The organism is Psychrobacter sp. SC65A.3 (genome assembly GCF_025642195.1).
In the GTDB taxonomy this organism is placed as follows: domain Bacteria; phylum Pseudomonadota; class Gammaproteobacteria; order Pseudomonadales; family Moraxellaceae; genus Psychrobacter; species Psychrobacter cryohalolentis.
The window spans coordinates 1,018,591-1,034,217 of the sequence record NZ_CP106752.1; the positions used below are offsets into that span (position 1 = coordinate 1,018,591).

Genomic DNA, 15,627 nt, shown 5'->3' on the forward strand with positions numbered 1-15,627 from the left:
TTGCGTTTTCCTACATTGCCACACTGTTTTGATTAGGGATTTGCCATTACTATGAATCATTAATTATCGAAGGGCGCTAAATCAAGCTTTTATAGACTTATTAATTGTTAAGACTTTTAATGACTACAATGTTAAAAGTAATAGCCAATTTAACTTCCATTCATTTTTTGTTGCAAGGCCAGTGGGTGAAAATCGTTTTGTGCCTCTCTTATAAATAACAATGGTATGAATAAATGCCTATAAGTAGATAGATCGCTCCTAATAATCACTGTTAATAAAATGGTATCCCTATGAAAACCAATAAGTTACCGAAGTCAGTATGGTCTGATTCTGAGGCAGCTGGTTCTCAATCACCGCATACTGACCAGCTACCTAAGTATCAGATGAATAAAGATCAGGCAACACCAGCAGGTAATATTGACCGTGCCAGTAATGACGCCAGCTATAATAATGTAGGTTTTAGTAAAGAATATTTAGAAACTCTGGCACAAGATATGTCACAACAAACCAGCTTTTTTGATTATAAATGTGTCAAAAAAACTCATGTAAGTGTACTTAACTCTAATTTAATTGATAACAGCACCTTTAACGCCAGTACAGCTGAAGTTGATTGTATTAAGACAAGTATCTTCAAAGAATTTGAGCAATCCATAGTCGAGCCACCTCACATCATATCTCCTAAAAACGCAGCAAGCGTTGCAGAGATACCAGAGCGTATATTTATGAATGGTCTTATTAAGCATACTGGAATAGCCTTAGCTATTATCATACCGTTAGCAGCATTTTCTGCTTATGCAGCGACACCGTCTATGACTCAAGCGGTTGCTAGCAAGCACATGACCAATGCAACGGCAGAGGTGCTCACGGTTAAACCTAGCAGTATTATTCATAAATCTGCTAGTACACCGACTACGGTAGATAGCGTTGATCTCAATAAATATGCTGGTACTTGGTATGAGGTCGGTCGTTTGCCGATGTATTTTCAGCGCAACTGTGCCAGCGATGTGACGGCTAATTATGTTGAAAAAACTGATGGTTCAGGTATCAAAGTTATAAATCAGTGTAAGGCTGAAGATGGCTCGAACATTATTGCTGAAGGCTTAGCAAAACCTGCTGATGCGACAGGAAGCAAACTAAAAGTTACCTTTTTGCCATCGTGGATTCGTTGGTTACCGGTAGGGAGAGCTGACTATTGGGTATTGGCACGTGATCCAGATTATAAAACCGCTCTGGTTGGCACACCTGATAAAAAGTATTTATGGATGCTGGCTCGTTCGCCAAATGTGAGTCAAGAGACTTATGCCAAATACCGTCAAATTGCCCAGCAACAGGGTTATGATTTGAAAGAATTTAAATTAACGTCGCAGAGTAAGCAGACGGTGGATTTGATTCCATAAAAGTCTGATAATGGTTTATATTGCCTTTATTTATCATGGCTCTTGTATTTAGCATTGTTTAAGTGGATTGATAATAAGGCAGCATAATATGCTGCCTTTATCGTAATAACCCGTTTTATTATGCTAAATCGGTAGTCATCAAATAGCTTGTGACTCATACAAATTTGTTATCACTAGCAAAATAAGGCGTTTTAAGCTAAAATCTAGCTTATCTACAGACTCCTATGATAATAATCGATGACAGCAGTCGTCTGTTAGCATATCTGAGTGAGTACATAGACTGTATATACCCTATTCAATAATATTTCTTCCTATTTTACTGATTCCCCAATACTGACCATAAGGATGTTTCTCGTGAGTAACGCTGATACCTTACGCCAATTACATCAAGACCATTTGAGCAACTATAACACCCAAGAGCAACAAGCGATTGAGCTCATGGGGCTATTGAACAAGCTCTACAATGAGCAAGATGTGCAAGTGACTTTATTCGGTGATACGCTAGATAGCAATTCCGTGGGTCAAATATTGGCGCTGCATCAAAAAGTTGCTTTGCGTGATCAAGGTGCTCATGCGATTGATATCGCTGATACTTTAGCGATGGTTAAAGTGTTAGCAGAGAATAAAAACCTGCCAGCCGTCCGTATTGATGTTGGTCAGCTAATCGCTAATGACAGTGATATCCAATCGGCATTACAGTCTGTTGATAATACTAAAGCGGCTATCAATGGCGCAGCAGATGTGGTGCTATATGGTTTTGGTCGTATCGGTCGTATCCTAACTCGTTTATTGTTATCGCAAGCGTCAAGTGCGAAAGGTATGCAGCTAAAAGCCATCGTAGTACGTCCCGCAGCAGCAGGCGACTTGGCTAAGCGTGCGTCATTGCTAGAGCGCGATTCGATTCATGGTAGTTTTGCAGGCGGCGTGATTGTTGATGATGAAAACAATGGTTTGATCATTAATGGTCGCTTTGTGCAAGTTATCTACGCCAAAGACCCAAGCGAGATTGATTATACAGTTTACGGTATTAACGATGCATTGGTCATTGATAATACGGGTATCTGGAAAGATGAAGCCGGTCTTGGTAAGCATCTACAATCGACTGGTGTGAAAAAAGTGCTATTAACGGCACCTGCTGGCGGCGAGATTAAAAACGTCGTATATGGCGTAAATAACGATATGGTCGGCGATGACACTATCGTTAGTGCGGCGAGCTGTACTACTAACGCAATTACCCCGACGTTAAAAGTATTAAATGATGAATATGGTATCGAAAATGGTCACGTTGAAACCATTCACTCGTTTACCAATGATCAAAATTTGATTGATAATTATCATAAAGCGGATCGCCGTGGTCGTAGTGCCGTATTGAACATGGTTATCACTAGTACTGGTGCAGCAAAGGCAGTTGGTAAAGCATTACCAGAGCTGAGCGGTAAATTGACGGGTAATGCCATTCGTGTGCCAACGCCAAATGTTAGCTTAGCGATTTTGAATTTAAATCTTAAAACTGCGCCAGCTAGTGCTGATGCGTTAAATGAGTTTATGCGCAAAATTTCAAATAGTAGCCAGTGGCAGACACAAATTGCTTATACGGATTCTACAGAAGCGGTATCAACGGATTTTGTCGGTGATACACATGTAGGTATCGTTGATGCCCAAGCGACTATTTTGACGGATAATCATGCTATCGTTTATATCTGGTATGACAATGAAGTGGGTTATAGCACGCAAGTATTACGTTTGGCAACGCAAATGGCAGGTATCAGTTATGCGCAGATTCCAGCTTAATACGTTTGTATAGCAGCAATGACTCGGTCATAATGCTTTGATTCAAAGAGTAGAGCGATGGTCATTAGTTATATAAACAAACGGATATGGTTTTAGCGGTAATATCTACAGCACCCGATAGTCCGATTGGTCATCGGGTGTTATTGTCATGAATAAAGCAATGATGTAGAGCAATATTGACGAAAGTTTGCCATTTTTTTAAAAGATAACTATAGGCAAAAGAAGCAGTCTATGACTGTCATTAAGCTTATAAACTAGAGTGTAAATAAAGGAAAGTAAGATGCGATTTATTGATGAAGCCGTCGTAACGGTAAAAGCAGGTGACGGTGGTAACGGAATCGCCAGTTTTCGCCGAGAAAAATATGTCCCGCGCGGTGGTCCTGATGGTGGTGATGGTGGCAAGGGCGGCGATGTTTATGTCATTGCAGAGGATAATACCAACACCCTAGTTGACTATCGTTATACCCGTCGTCATGACGCTATGCGTGCTGAGAACGGTCATAGTAGAAACTGTTCAGGCAAAGGCTCTGATGATCTTTTCTTACCAGTGCCTATTGGTACGACGGTCGTTGATACCGAGACAGATGAAGTGTTGGGTGATTTGATTGAAATTGGTCAGACTTTATTGATTGCCAAAGGCGGCGATGGTGGTTTGGGTAATACCCATTTCAAAAGCTCTACCAACCAAGCGCCGCGTAAAGCGACGTCAGGTTTTGAAGGTGAGCTAAAAGTTCTTAAGTTTGAGCTAAAAGTAGTGGCTGATGTTGGCTTAATTGGTTTACCTAACGCAGGAAAATCGACCTTTATCCGCCAAGTCTCTGCTGCTAGACCAAAAGTAGCTGACTATCCATTTACCACGCTGGTTCCTAATCTGGGTGTGGTTGATATTGGTCGTCATCGCTCTTTTGTTATGGCCGATATTCCAGGCTTGATCGAAGGTGCCTCAGAAGGTGCTGGACTTGGTATTCGCTTTTTAAAGCATGTCGCTCGTACGCGTCGTCTGTTACACTTGGTTGATATCAAGCCTATCGATGGCAGCGACCCGGTCGAAAACGCTCGCGTTATCTTAAATGAGCTTGAGCGCTTTTCACCTGAACTGGCCAATTTGCCACAGATTTTGGTATTAAACAAAATCGATCAAGTGCCTGAAGAAGAGTTAAATGAGCTTTGTACACATATTGTGGCAGAGCTTGGCTGGACAGGTATCGTTTTCCGTACCGCCACTCTAACAGGTGAAGGCGTTGATGCCATTAAGTACCACTTGATGAATGAGATTGAACGCGAACGCGAACGTGAAATCGAAGATCCTATCTTTGCTGATGCACAAAAAGCACGATTTGAGCGTCTAGAGGCAGAAGTTCGTCTAAATACGGAAGCTCAGCGTGAAGCGTATCGTGCTGCTCGTAAAGCGGCGCGTGAAGGTACGGATTTATCGGATGACGATTTTGATGATAACGATGATGATGGCGTCGAAGTAGTTTACGCCCCTTAATGTGATTGGTCTTTGCACATATTTTTTAGATGTATCCCCATGATTAATTTACCATAGCAACAGGAGTTTATATGGCAGTTGGCATAGAGAACACGATAGAAGAAGCAAGGTTTGTTGAGCAAGCTCGTAACTTTGATATTCAGCGCGTTATTGTCAAGATTGGCTCATCGTTATTAACCAATAATGGTCGAGGGCTTGATCGAACTGCCATTTACGAATGGGCAAAGCAGATCGCGCAACTCCATAAGCAAGGCGTAGAGGTGCTGCTCGTATCTTCAGGTGCTGTTGCTGAAGGGGTGGTGCGTATGAATCTTGAGGAGCGTCCTAAAAAACTGGCGGCATTACAAGCCTGTGCATCTGTCGGACAGATGGGTTTGATTGAAACCTGGTGGTCAGCATTGATTCAGCACGGTATTCAAAGCTCACAGTTGCTACTAACGCATGATGATTTGTCTAACCGTAGTCGCTATCTTAATACTACTGGTGCGCTTACGCAGCTACTAGAATGGCGTGTGCTGCCGGTCATTAATGAAAATGATACCATTACTATTGATGAGATTAAGTTTGGTGACAACGATACTCTGGGGGCGATGGCAGCGGCGATGGTTAATGCCGACTTGTACATTATCTTAACTGATCAAGAAGGTGTCTTTACTGACAATCCACGCAACAACCCTAATGCCAGAATGATCCGTCAAGAGCGTGCGATGGCTGATTATTTATTTGATATTGCAGGTGATGGTGGCAAGTTGGGTCGTGGTGGTATGTTAACCAAAATTCGTGCTGGTCGTCTTGCTGCTATGGGTGGCTGTCCGACGGTGATTGTGAGTGGCGCTATTGATAATGTGATCACTCGAGTAGTATCAGGCGAAGCAGTCGGTACCTTATTGACCACCAATGATCAAGACAAAATCATTGCTCGCAAACAGTGGCTTGCCGCGCATTTGCGTATGTCGGGCTCTTTAATTGTTGACGCAGGTGCAGCAAAAGCGGTAGTTGAGCATCAAAAAAGCTTGTTGCCAGTTGGCGTGTCTGAAGTTCGTGGGGATTTTGATGAAGGCGATGTGGTCGAAATCGTCCATCAGGATACTGGTGAGCGTATCGCCGTTGGTCAAGTCAACTTTTCTTCTCGCGATGCCTGCCGCGTTGCTCGTGAGCGTACTGAGCAGTTCGATCGTATCCTTGGTAATAATGAAGAACGTGTCGTCATGGTACACCGTGATAACTTAGCATTGACGATGTAAAAAAATTAATATCTATAGAGCTATAAATATCTTGATAATAAGCGCTTTGCTATTCTTTCCTTTAACGTAATTTATCCAGTGTTATATGCGCTTTGGTGACATATAGTGCTGTTTTGGAGATTTGTACATGAGTGCTTCAGACAATAATAATTCGCTCGAGCAAAAATTTGCGCCTTTGAAAAATGATAGATTGCTACGAGCACTTCGTTTTGAGCCGATCGATACCACACCTGTCTGGATGATGCGTCAAGCTGGTCGTTATTTACCAGAGTATAAAGCGACCCGTGCTGAAGCAGGTGATTTTATGAGCCTGTGTAAAGATACCGCGCGTGCGACAGAAGTCACCTTACAGCCATTACGTCGTTATGATTTAGACGCGGCTATTTTGTTCAGTGATATATTAACCATTCCTGATGCGATGGGATTGGGTCTATATTTCGAAGCAGGTGAAGGTCCTAAGTTTAAACATCCTATTCGCCAGCAAGCTGATTTAGATAGATTGCCTGTGCTCGATGTCAATGATTCTCTTGACTATGTCATGCGTGCGGTAACCAGTATTCGTACTGCGCTCAATGGGCAAGTGCCGTTATTTGGCTTTTCTGGTAGTCCTTGGACACTAGCCACTTATATGATTGAAGGTGGTAGCTCCAAAGATTATCGCTATACTAAAGGCTTTTTGTATAGCAATCCTGAGTTTTTACATCAGTTATTAGATAAATTGGCGACATCAGTGATTGATTACCTCGATGCGCAAGTCATGGCAGGCGCACAGATACTACAAATATTTGATAGTTGGGGCGGCGCGCTGGGTCATCGTCAATTCATTGATTTCTCGCATGCTTATAATAAGCGTATTGTCGCTGAGCTAAAGGTACGTCATCCTGAAATACCGGTAGTATTATTTACTAAAGGCGGCGGGCTATGGCTTGATGTGCAAGCAGATAGTGAGGCGGATGCGTTGGGTCTAGACTGGACGATGCCGATTGATCGTGCCCGTCAAGTTTTGACCGAAAGTCAGCGTCAGTTAACGAAGCACCATAAAAAACTACAAAGTAGCAAAGCCATTCAGGGTAATTTAGACCCAGCAACTTTGTACGGCTCTCCAGCAACTATCCGTGCTGAAGTCAATGCGATGCTCGATAGTGCTTATGCCAATGGTGAAAAGACCGGTTATGTGGCAAACCTAGGTCATGGCATTACCCAGTGGGTTAATCCTGACAATGCCAAAGTGTTCATCGATGCAGTACATGATTATAAAATCTAAAAAGTACGATTTGAGATATGTTCTTAGTTATTTGACTGAGTTTATATCTCATATTTATTAAGTAATAGTAAAGTAGCAGAAAAGGATATCTTATGATTTCAGCAGCGATTGTCGGTGGCACAGGTTATACAGGTATTGAGTTGATACGTCTATTATCTGCCCATCCTAAAGTGTCTATTGATTTGTTGACCTCCCGTAGTGAAGCGGGCACTCGCGCTGATGAGATATTCCCAAGTTTACGCGGTATCTCAGATATTGTGTTTAGTGATCTAGGGGACGAGACGCTAGCGACACTACAACAGTGCGATGTGGTATTTTTTGCCACGCCGCATGGCGTTGCAATGAAGCAAGCAGAGGCTTTGACTCAAGCTGGGGTAAAAGTCATTGATTTGGCGGCAGATTTTCGTTTGCAGTCATTGAGCGAGTTTGAACACTGGTATCAACAACCACACGCTTGTCCTGACCTACTAAAAACAGCCGTTTACGGCTTGCCTGAAGTCAATCGTGCCAAAATTGCTGAGGCATTGGTGGTTGGTAACCCAGGTTGCTATCCGACTACAGCTATCTTAGGCTTAAAACCCATTATAGATTTGCAGAATCAGCAGGCAGTAGCTTTGATTGAATCACGCATTGTTATCGATGCCAAATCTGGTGTTTCTGGCGCTGGTCGCCAAGCCAGTCTTGCACTGAATTATGCAGAAAGCACAGACAATTTTAAAGCATATAGCGTTGAAGGTCATCGCCATTTGCCAGAGATTGAGCAAGGTGTTGCCCAATTACTAGACAGTCAGTTTAACCATCGTATTCGTTTTTTGCCGCATCTGGTACCGATGATACGCGGTATGTTGAGCTCTATTCATATGGAGCTGACCGATGCAGGTGCTTTAGTGGATTGGCAACAAGTATTTGAGCAAAGCTATGCATCAGAACAATTTATAGATGTCATGCCAAAAGGGCTGTATCCCGATACCCGTAGTGTACGTGCCAGCAATCGCTTACGTATTGCTGTTCATCAAGACAATGAGCGTGCCGAATTAACTGTCATTGTCGTACAAGACAATTTAGTCAAAGGGGCAGCTGGGCAAGCAGTGCAAAACATGAATGTCATGTTTGGACTTGATGAGTCTCTTGGTTTAAATTTTGCGCCCATCATTCCTTAACAGATGTTTACTTATGATTAAATTATCCTCATTTATGATACTAGGTATTGATTATAAATTCCGCTATAATAACTTGCCTTTCCTGTTAAGAGATACTGCCTAAATGCGTTTTAAGAGTGTACTACGCTTTTGCTCACCGCCAGCACGCCCATCGTGCCAAGACTCTGTTTCGTATAAATTGGAGCGTAGCTTACATTGTTCATCTCTGAATACTGAAACTCAGCGTAGTGTTATGAAGCATTACAGCATTGCTCGCTCGCAGCAGGGCGCTTCCACATTGGTGTTAGCGTTATTTGTGATTGCGATATTGGTGACAGCAGTTGTTGCATTAGTATTTGGTCACAAACTTGGTTATCAACGTGGCTATTATTCAATGCAAAATGAAACCCAGCAAGCAGTCATTACCAGTAAAGAGTCGCTCCAAGAGCTAAAAGATTTGCGCGTCAGTCATAAAATAGCGACCAATGAAGTTGCTACTTCTAAACAAGAATTAGAAATAAGTTTGGCAAACTTAAAAGAGTTACGCGAAAATCAGCAAGCCATCATGGTTGAAAATAGACAGGTAGCGCAGCTCAATGACCTCTATGCTGAGATTGTGAGTGAGAAGGGCGGCATGCCTTTACAGATACTAGGTGCAAAGATTGAGCCCTTACCTGAAAATGCCTTTGAATATGGTTTCGATATAGGTATGCTCGCAAGTGATGGTAAAGCCAAACGTTTGAATCCAACGCTGACTTTGCTTGATGATGATGATTTTGTAGAAGTGCCATTAGAGCCCGTCAGCTACACGATTGAAGGCGTGACGCGTATACGTGGTCGCTTTACAATGCCAGCGGGTTTCAAGCCATTGCAAATCAAGCTAAATCTGAAAGCCGCTGGTCAAGAAGTCGAGCAGCTGTATGATTGGAAGCTTGGTGCTAAAGTTGACAATATGCCATTATCACTGTTAGATTTGCCAGACGTCGATGAAAGTCCTATTGAGCCTTAAGTCTTATGGAGCATTAGTTGTCGTAGCTGCTAGCCAGATATCTAGTGTTACCCCTTATTTTTAAAGATTTTATAGTCTCTTAAAGATAACCATTCATTAAACCTACTGATTCATCTGTATTCTAATTATGATAAAACAAACGATAGCAAAAGCGACGCCAATCACATCAGATTGGCACTTTCCACATATACCCATGCGTCTTGCGCAAGTGGGTGAGCCTGAAGGTGAAACAGCCCCGCAGGCTGATGTATTGGTAGCAGAGCCGGAAGTAGCCAAGCCGCCTATGTATGCTGTGGTGATGTATAATGACAATTACACGCCGATGGAATTTGTCGTCTATATTTTACAGTCTGAATTCCGTCATAGTATGGATTCGGCCGTTGAGATTATGTTGACGATTCATAATAGCAGCAAAGGTATTGCTGGTATTTATCCTAAAGACATTGCTGAGACCAAGGCCAAAAAAGTTAACAGTCTGGCACATCGTGAAGGCTATCCATTATTGACCCAAATCGAACCGCATCAAGGCGAGTAAAGCCTTACTCTAATTCTTGATGACGTGTGTTTATGTTCAACTCACTATATATCTTTAATATTTTCCATAAAATATATTCTTCTATTGTTTTTAGAGCAAGTTTATTTAAGCACAAGCTTGCTCTGCACCTCTCTTTTTTAAACTAGCTTAGACTTTCTTATATAACCGCTTTTCTCATTACTGCGTGTCTTTATTCTCTTTTTGCATTATTCAAATTCTTGAATTGTCTGTAGCTTTAGTACATGCGCTCTATTATTGTTGAATGAATATTATCATTGAAAAATGGTCTAGGGACACTTCGATACATTTTAGTATGTGTTAATAGATTGACTATATCTGAGTATCATGTTGAGATAAAGACAAGTGAGGATCATAGCCAAGCCATAGAAGCCATTATTTAACAGCGTCATTTAATAATACGCATATTGCCCTTGAACAATCCATCTACCGCCCTGATTTACTTACTAACTCATTCATAAAGCTATCAATTATAAAGATAGGTATAACCGTAGGAAGTCGTTATGTTAAGTCGTCATCTTGAAGTTTCTTTGCGTTTAGCAATGACACTTGCGCGCCAAAAATCGCATGAGTATCTCACTGTTGAACATCTTTTACTGGCACTCTTAGAAAATACGCACGCTGCCAACACATTGACGGCCTGTAATGCAAATGTCTCAGCACTACGTACTGAGCTTGAGGCTTATATTAATAAGCATACTCCAACGGTCGATCCTGATACTGAGCAATCCCCGCAGCCGACCCAAAGCTTTGATCGTATTCTACAACGGGCAATTTTTCATGTGCAGTCTATTGGTGGCGGTCGTTTGGTTGAAGGGTCGGATATTCTGGTGTCGATGTTTTCAGAACATGATACTTATGCGGTTTATTTGCTCAAAAAACAGGGCATCAGTCGTCTTGAGCTGACTCAGTATCTATCACATGGTCAAGATAAAGATGAGCCATCTGAGCCACGTGCTTCTATGACGGGTGAGCGCCGTAGTAGTGCCTCAGAAAAAACCAGTAAAGATCCATTGGTTGAGTTTGCGACCAATTTAAATCAGCGTGCTGCTGAAGGTAAAACAGATCCATTGATTGGGCGAGGTCCTGAGATTGAACGCGCCGCGCAAGTTTTGTGTCGCCGCCGCAAAAATAATCCACTATTGGTCGGTGAGCCGGGTGTTGGTAAAACCTCTATTGCTGAAGGGTTGGCGTGGTTGATTATCAATGATAAAGCCCCGAAACCACTCAATGGTTGCGTGATTTATAGTCTTGATATTGGCTCATTGATCGCAGGTACTAAATATCGCGGCGATTTTGAAAAACGTATGAAATCGCTATTAGATGCATTAAAGAAAAAACCCAATGCTATCTTGTTTATTGATGAGATTCATATGATTATTGGCGCTGGCTCATCAATGAGCAGTAATATGGATGTGTCCAACCTGATTAAACCAGCACTTGCCAATGGTGAACTGCGTTGTATCGGTTCAACCACTTTTACTGAATACCGTCAAGTGTTTGAAAAAGACCATGCCTTATCGCGTCGCTTCCAAAAGATCGACGTGAAAGAGCCAAGTGTTGATGATACGATTGATATTTTGCGTGGTCTTAAACCGCGGTACGAAGAGTTCCATAATGTTGTCTATACTGATGAAGCACTGGTTACTGCCGTTCAATTATCAGCGAAACATATCCATGAGCGTTTTTTGCCGGACAAGGCCATTGATGTTATTGATGAGGCTGGCGCTTATAAGCGTTTAGGGGTCGTGGCTGATGCAGACGATATAGAAGCGGAAGAAAGTTTTATTGCTGATATAGAGCAAGAGTTTGATGCACAGATTGAGGCTGATATTGACGGTCTCGACAGTGATACTTATAGTGATAACGAAATGCAGGATGAGGCAGATGTTGCGAAAGCCAATGATCGTGCAAAATCGTCTGTTGATAAGAAAGCAAAAGGGAAGCGCGCTCCGATAAAAATTGATGTAGCAGATATCGAAGCGATTGTTGCCAAGCTTGCACGTATTCCGCCCAAGTCAGTATCTAGTGATGATAAGAGTATTCTTCAGCATCTAGATCGTGATCTTAAGCATCTGGTATTTGGGCAAGATGAAGCGATTGCGACTCTAGCAGATGCGATTAAGCTGTCTCGTGCTGGTCTGAAAGCACCAGATAAGCCTATCGGCTCATTCATGTTTGCTGGTCCGACAGGGGTTGGTAAAACGGAAGTTTCTCGTCAATTAGCAAATCTGTTGGGTGTTGAGCTGGTGCGCTTTGATATGTCAGAGTACATGGAAGCACATACCGCTTCACGTTTGATTGGTGCGCCTCCAGGTTATGTGGGTTATGATCAAGGTGGTCTATTGACTGAAAAAATCAATCAGCATCCGCATTGTGTGTTATTGTTTGATGAGATCGAAAAAGCGCATCCGGATGTCTTCAACTTGTTATTACAAGTGATGGATCACGGTACATTGACGGATAATAATGGTCGGGTTGCTATCTTTAAGCAGGTCATTGTTATTATGACGACCAACGTCGGTGCTGAGAGTATCAGTCGATCTTCTATGGGCTTTACCCAGCAAGATCATAGCCGTGACAATACAGAATCACTCAAGCGTGTGTTTACTCCGGAATTCCGTAACCGTCTTGATGCTATTATCCAGTTTAATCCGCTTGATACCTCAGTCGTTGTATCCGTGGTTGATAAATTCTTGGTTGAGCTACAGGTACAACTTGACGATAAGCAAGTTACTTTAGAGATTGATGATGAGGTACGTGATTATCTGGCAGCTAAAGGCTATGATCGCTTAATGGGCGCACGTCCAATGCAGCGCCTGATACAAGACGAAATCAAAAAGCCTCTGGCAAATATGATTCTATTTGGTGATTTAGTGAATGGCGGGGTTGTCCATTTAACCTTGGAGCCAGAGGCATTAGATGGTGATACTGTGAAGCTCGATAAGTCGTCAGATAAAGGGTCAGCGGATAGCCGTATTATATTGACTGTCGTTGAGACTCATGAGCCACGTCCAGACTCCGAATCATTAGCCAGTTAGGTTAGTTTTCGCACTATGATAAAAACGGTTACTGCGGTAACCGTTTTTTTATTGCTAATATATATGACAACGCAACCCTAATATTTTGTTAATATCAACCTTAACGCATCCTGATAACAAATAAAAAAGGATTCATCATGGAATTATTTGACGTACAACCCACAAAAACAGTCGCGCAAAAGCAAGCGATTCTCGACAATGTACGCTTGCCAGAAGATTGGAAACAGGCGTTGTCAGAAGAATTAACTTCTGACAATATGGATAGCCTGCGAGCTTTTTTAAAAGAAGCCTATCAGTCAGAGGATGGTATTTATCCCCCAGCACAGCTGATATTTAATGCGTTTAATTTAACATCTTTATCACAGGTGAAAGTTGTTATCTTAGGGCAAGATCCTTATCATCGTCCTGGACAGGCAATGGGGCTATCCTTTTCTGTCCCTAAAGTTATCCCAAAGCCACCGTCACTTAACAATTTATTGAAAGAGATGGCGGACGATATTGGCATCAAACCTTCAGCACATGGTGATTTAACGTATTGGGCACAGCAAGGCGTATTATTGTTAAATAGTTCCTTGACAGTAAGAGAAGGCGAGCCAAACAGTCATCAAAATCAAGGCTGGGAGAAGTTCACTGATACGGTTATTGATGTTATTAATGATCAGACTGAACATACTGTTTTTATTTTATGGGGCAGTAAAGCTCAGAAAAAAGGTAAGTATATCAATACTGATAAACATCTGATTTTGACGGCAGTACACCCATCACCACTTGCTGCTAATCGTGGTGGTTTTTTTGGTTCTAAGCCGTTTTCAAAAACCAATGATTATCTGGTGCAATATGGTCAAACGCCTATCGACTGGCAATTACCACAGTAAATGAAAATTTTTTTGAACACTAATTTATTGCCTTGCCAGCTAATACATATTCCATTTACTAATGGTAATCCGCTGACAGGTGAGCAGATTAAAACAGCTCTATTTTGGTCAGTTGAGGATATTAAGTGGATGACAGAGGCGCTAAAACTTGCCAAGCAAGGCGCTGAGAAAGAAGAGGTGCCAGTAGGAGCTGTCTTGGTACATAACCAGCAGATTATTGGTCAGGGGTTTAATGAGCCGATTGGACGCTGTGATGCGACGGCTCATGCTGAAATCGTAGCGTTAAGAGATGCTTGTACACGCTTAAAGAATTATCGTTTGCCCCTAAAGACGACCTTATATGTGACTTTAGAACCCTGTACCATGTGCATGGGTGCGATGATTCATGCACGTGTAGATAGGCTAGTATATGCAGCGCATGAGCCGAGAGCAGGGATGCTTGGTAGTCAAATGAACTTGGCTGAACAGCCTTTTTATAATCATCGTATGCAAGTCGATGCAGGCTTGTGCCGTGAGCACAGCAGCCAGATGCTCAAAGATTTTTTTCGGCAGCGTAGAAAAGTGGCAAAAGCCAATCGCAAGATAAGCGATTAACAAGATATGGTTCTTGCTGCTAGTGATAGGTCGCTTTGTTTGCTATAATATCGCCCTATTTACTTGTTAATAGAGTGATTTCCTTATAATGCTTTGATAAGTAAGTGAAAAATGCCTTATTTATACTTTTATGATTATTTATGTGGTTGTAGAAATTGCCGACTTTAAGTGAGTATTATGACTGTTGCCAACCCTAATGCGATTACTAACAGTGAGAAGCCCTCATTGCGTTATCCTGTTATTTGTATTGATGGGCCAAGTGGCGCAGGTAAAGGCACAGTTACATGGCGCTTAGCACAAGCTTTAGGGTATCAGCTACTTGATTCAGGTGCGTTATATCGTATCGTTGGACTTAAGGCGTTTGAAGCTGGATTGATTACTGCTGATGCAAGCCAAACCATTGATGAGATGGCTGTATTAGCGTTAACTCAAAGCTTAGAGATTGCCTTTGTACCCAACAATGCATCAGGACGTGTCGATATTATCGTGAATGGTGATGCAGTAGGTGAGCAAGTTCGTAATGAAACGGTTGGCGGTTACGCATCACAGATAGCAGTATTTCCAAAAGTTCGTCGAGCATTGCTAACGCTGCAACAAGATATGGCAACTCGTTCAGGATTGGTTGCGGATGGTCGTGATATGGGTACAGTCGTGTTTCCAGACGCTGACGTCAAGGTATTTTTGACTGCCAGTGCTGAAGCGCGTGCCGAGCGCCGTGTAACACAGCTACTAAATGCTGGTCAAATAGCAGATTTTGAAGCGATTCTAGCGACGATTAAAGCCCGTGATGATCGTGATGAAAACCGTACAACGGCACCATCAAAGCCTGCAGCAGATGCGCTACTATTAGACAGCTCCAATTTAGATGCTGATGCGGTTTATGAGCAAGTAAAACAATATTGTCAGGTTAAAGGTATTTGCTTCAATAGCTAATAATAACAAGGTAGTAAGTATGAAAAGGTTTCCTATAGGATTGATTTTAGTATAAAATTACAGTAGTAGACGCCAATAATCTTTAGAAAATAATAGAATCTACTGCTTAAGGCACATAAGTTAAAAAATATAACGCATTTTAATATAAGACAGTTGTTGCTAGTGAGTTTGCTGACGCATTCGCTTATTAGCAACAAACGTTTTTATATATGACTGCATAGGATATAAAACCAGTATTCTCGTTTTATACAGTCATAAATTTGATCCGTACTGTGCTGGACAGGATACGGCTATA

General features: G+C 42.0%; 12 protein-coding genes. All 12 read left to right on the top strand.

Going from position 1 to position 15,627, the window contains the following annotated elements; translation table 11 throughout:
- The first annotated feature begins 290 nt into the window (after nt 1-290).
- Nucleotides 291-1,397, top strand: coding sequence for a lipocalin family protein (locus tag OEG80_RS04400; RefSeq protein ID WP_263241980.1), 1,107 nt, complete (start codon nt 291-293; stop codon nt 1,395-1,397).
- Between the two features lie 345 nt (nt 1,398-1,742).
- A complete protein-coding gene (locus tag OEG80_RS04405) occupies nt 1,743-3,188 on the top strand; it encodes a glyceraldehyde-3-phosphate dehydrogenase (protein WP_263241981.1) in 1,446 nt (481 codons plus the stop codon).
- A 280-nt stretch (nt 3,189-3,468) separates the two neighbouring features.
- The gene (cgtA, locus tag OEG80_RS04410; protein ID WP_263241982.1) at nt 3,469-4,680 is read left to right on the top strand and encodes an Obg family GTPase CgtA; all 1,212 of its coding nucleotides are present in this window, start codon (nt 3,469-3,471) and stop codon (nt 4,678-4,680) included.
- A 71-nt stretch (nt 4,681-4,751) separates the two neighbouring features.
- Nucleotides 4,752-5,924: a glutamate 5-kinase gene (gene proB, locus OEG80_RS04415; RefSeq protein ID WP_263241983.1), complete on the top strand. Its 1,173-nt coding sequence runs from the start codon at nt 4,752-4,754 to the stop codon at nt 5,922-5,924.
- A gap of 127 nt (nt 5,925-6,051) precedes the next feature.
- Nucleotides 6,052-7,188 (top strand): uroporphyrinogen decarboxylase, encoded by a 1,137-nt coding sequence (gene hemE, locus OEG80_RS04420; protein WP_201531246.1) that lies wholly within the window; start codon nt 6,052-6,054, stop codon nt 7,186-7,188.
- Nucleotides 7,189-7,280: 92 nt separating this feature from the next.
- The gene (argC, locus tag OEG80_RS04425; RefSeq protein ID WP_263241986.1) at nt 7,281-8,348 is read left to right on the top strand and encodes an N-acetyl-gamma-glutamyl-phosphate reductase; all 1,068 of its coding nucleotides are present in this window, start codon (nt 7,281-7,283) and stop codon (nt 8,346-8,348) included.
- 103 nt (nt 8,349-8,451) lie between these two features.
- Nucleotides 8,452-9,336, top strand: a complete 885-nt coding sequence (locus tag OEG80_RS04430; protein ID WP_263241988.1) for a hypothetical protein — start codon at nt 8,452-8,454, stop codon at nt 9,334-9,336.
- A gap of 127 nt (nt 9,337-9,463) precedes the next feature.
- Nucleotides 9,464-9,871: an ATP-dependent Clp protease adaptor ClpS gene (locus tag OEG80_RS04435; protein ID WP_263241989.1), complete on the top strand. Its 408-nt coding sequence runs from the start codon at nt 9,464-9,466 to the stop codon at nt 9,869-9,871.
- Nucleotides 9,872-10,392: 521 nt separating this feature from the next.
- Nucleotides 10,393-12,930, top strand: coding sequence for an ATP-dependent Clp protease ATP-binding subunit ClpA (clpA, locus tag OEG80_RS04440; RefSeq protein WP_263241990.1), 2,538 nt, complete (start codon nt 10,393-10,395; stop codon nt 12,928-12,930).
- A 137-nt stretch (nt 12,931-13,067) separates the two neighbouring features.
- On the top strand, nt 13,068-13,805 hold the full coding sequence (locus tag OEG80_RS04445) for a uracil-DNA glycosylase (RefSeq protein WP_263241992.1): 738 nt from the start codon (nt 13,068-13,070) through the stop codon (nt 13,803-13,805).
- Entirely contained in the window at nt 13,806-14,399 is a 594-nt protein-coding gene (gene tadA / locus OEG80_RS04450) for a tRNA adenosine(34) deaminase TadA (RefSeq protein WP_263241993.1), read from the top strand.
- Between the two features lie 177 nt (nt 14,400-14,576).
- A complete protein-coding gene (cmk, locus tag OEG80_RS04455; RefSeq protein WP_263241994.1) occupies nt 14,577-15,332 on the top strand; it encodes a (d)CMP kinase in 756 nt (251 codons plus the stop codon).
- Nucleotides 15,333-15,627: the final 295 nt, after the last annotated feature.

Bases quoted from the DNA above. Each gene is read 5' to 3' on its own strand.
- OEG80_RS04400 (WP_263241980.1), top strand. From the start codon at position 291: ATGAAAACCAATAAGTTACCGAAGTCAGTATGGTCTGATTCTGAGGCA.
- OEG80_RS04405 (WP_263241981.1), top strand. From the start codon at position 1,743: ATGTTTCTCGTGAGTAACGCTGATACCTTACGCCAATTACATCAAGAC.
- cgtA (WP_263241982.1), top strand. From the start codon at position 3,469: ATGCGATTTATTGATGAAGCCGTCGTAACGGTAAAAGCAGGTGACGGT.
- proB (WP_263241983.1), top strand. From the start codon at position 4,752: ATGGCAGTTGGCATAGAGAACACGATAGAAGAAGCAAGGTTTGTTGAG.
- hemE (WP_201531246.1), top strand. From the start codon at position 6,052: ATGAGTGCTTCAGACAATAATAATTCGCTCGAGCAAAAATTTGCGCCT.
- argC (WP_263241986.1), top strand. From the start codon at position 7,281: ATGATTTCAGCAGCGATTGTCGGTGGCACAGGTTATACAGGTATTGAG.
- OEG80_RS04430 (WP_263241988.1), top strand. From the start codon at position 8,452: ATGCGTTTTAAGAGTGTACTACGCTTTTGCTCACCGCCAGCACGCCCA.
- OEG80_RS04435 (WP_263241989.1), top strand. From the start codon at position 9,464: ATGATAAAACAAACGATAGCAAAAGCGACGCCAATCACATCAGATTGG.
- clpA (WP_263241990.1), top strand. From the start codon at position 10,393: ATGTTAAGTCGTCATCTTGAAGTTTCTTTGCGTTTAGCAATGACACTT.
- OEG80_RS04445 (WP_263241992.1), top strand. From the start codon at position 13,068: ATGGAATTATTTGACGTACAACCCACAAAAACAGTCGCGCAAAAGCAA.
- tadA (WP_263241993.1), top strand. From the start codon at position 13,806: ATGAAAATTTTTTTGAACACTAATTTATTGCCTTGCCAGCTAATACAT.
- cmk (WP_263241994.1), top strand. From the start codon at position 14,577: ATGACTGTTGCCAACCCTAATGCGATTACTAACAGTGAGAAGCCCTCA.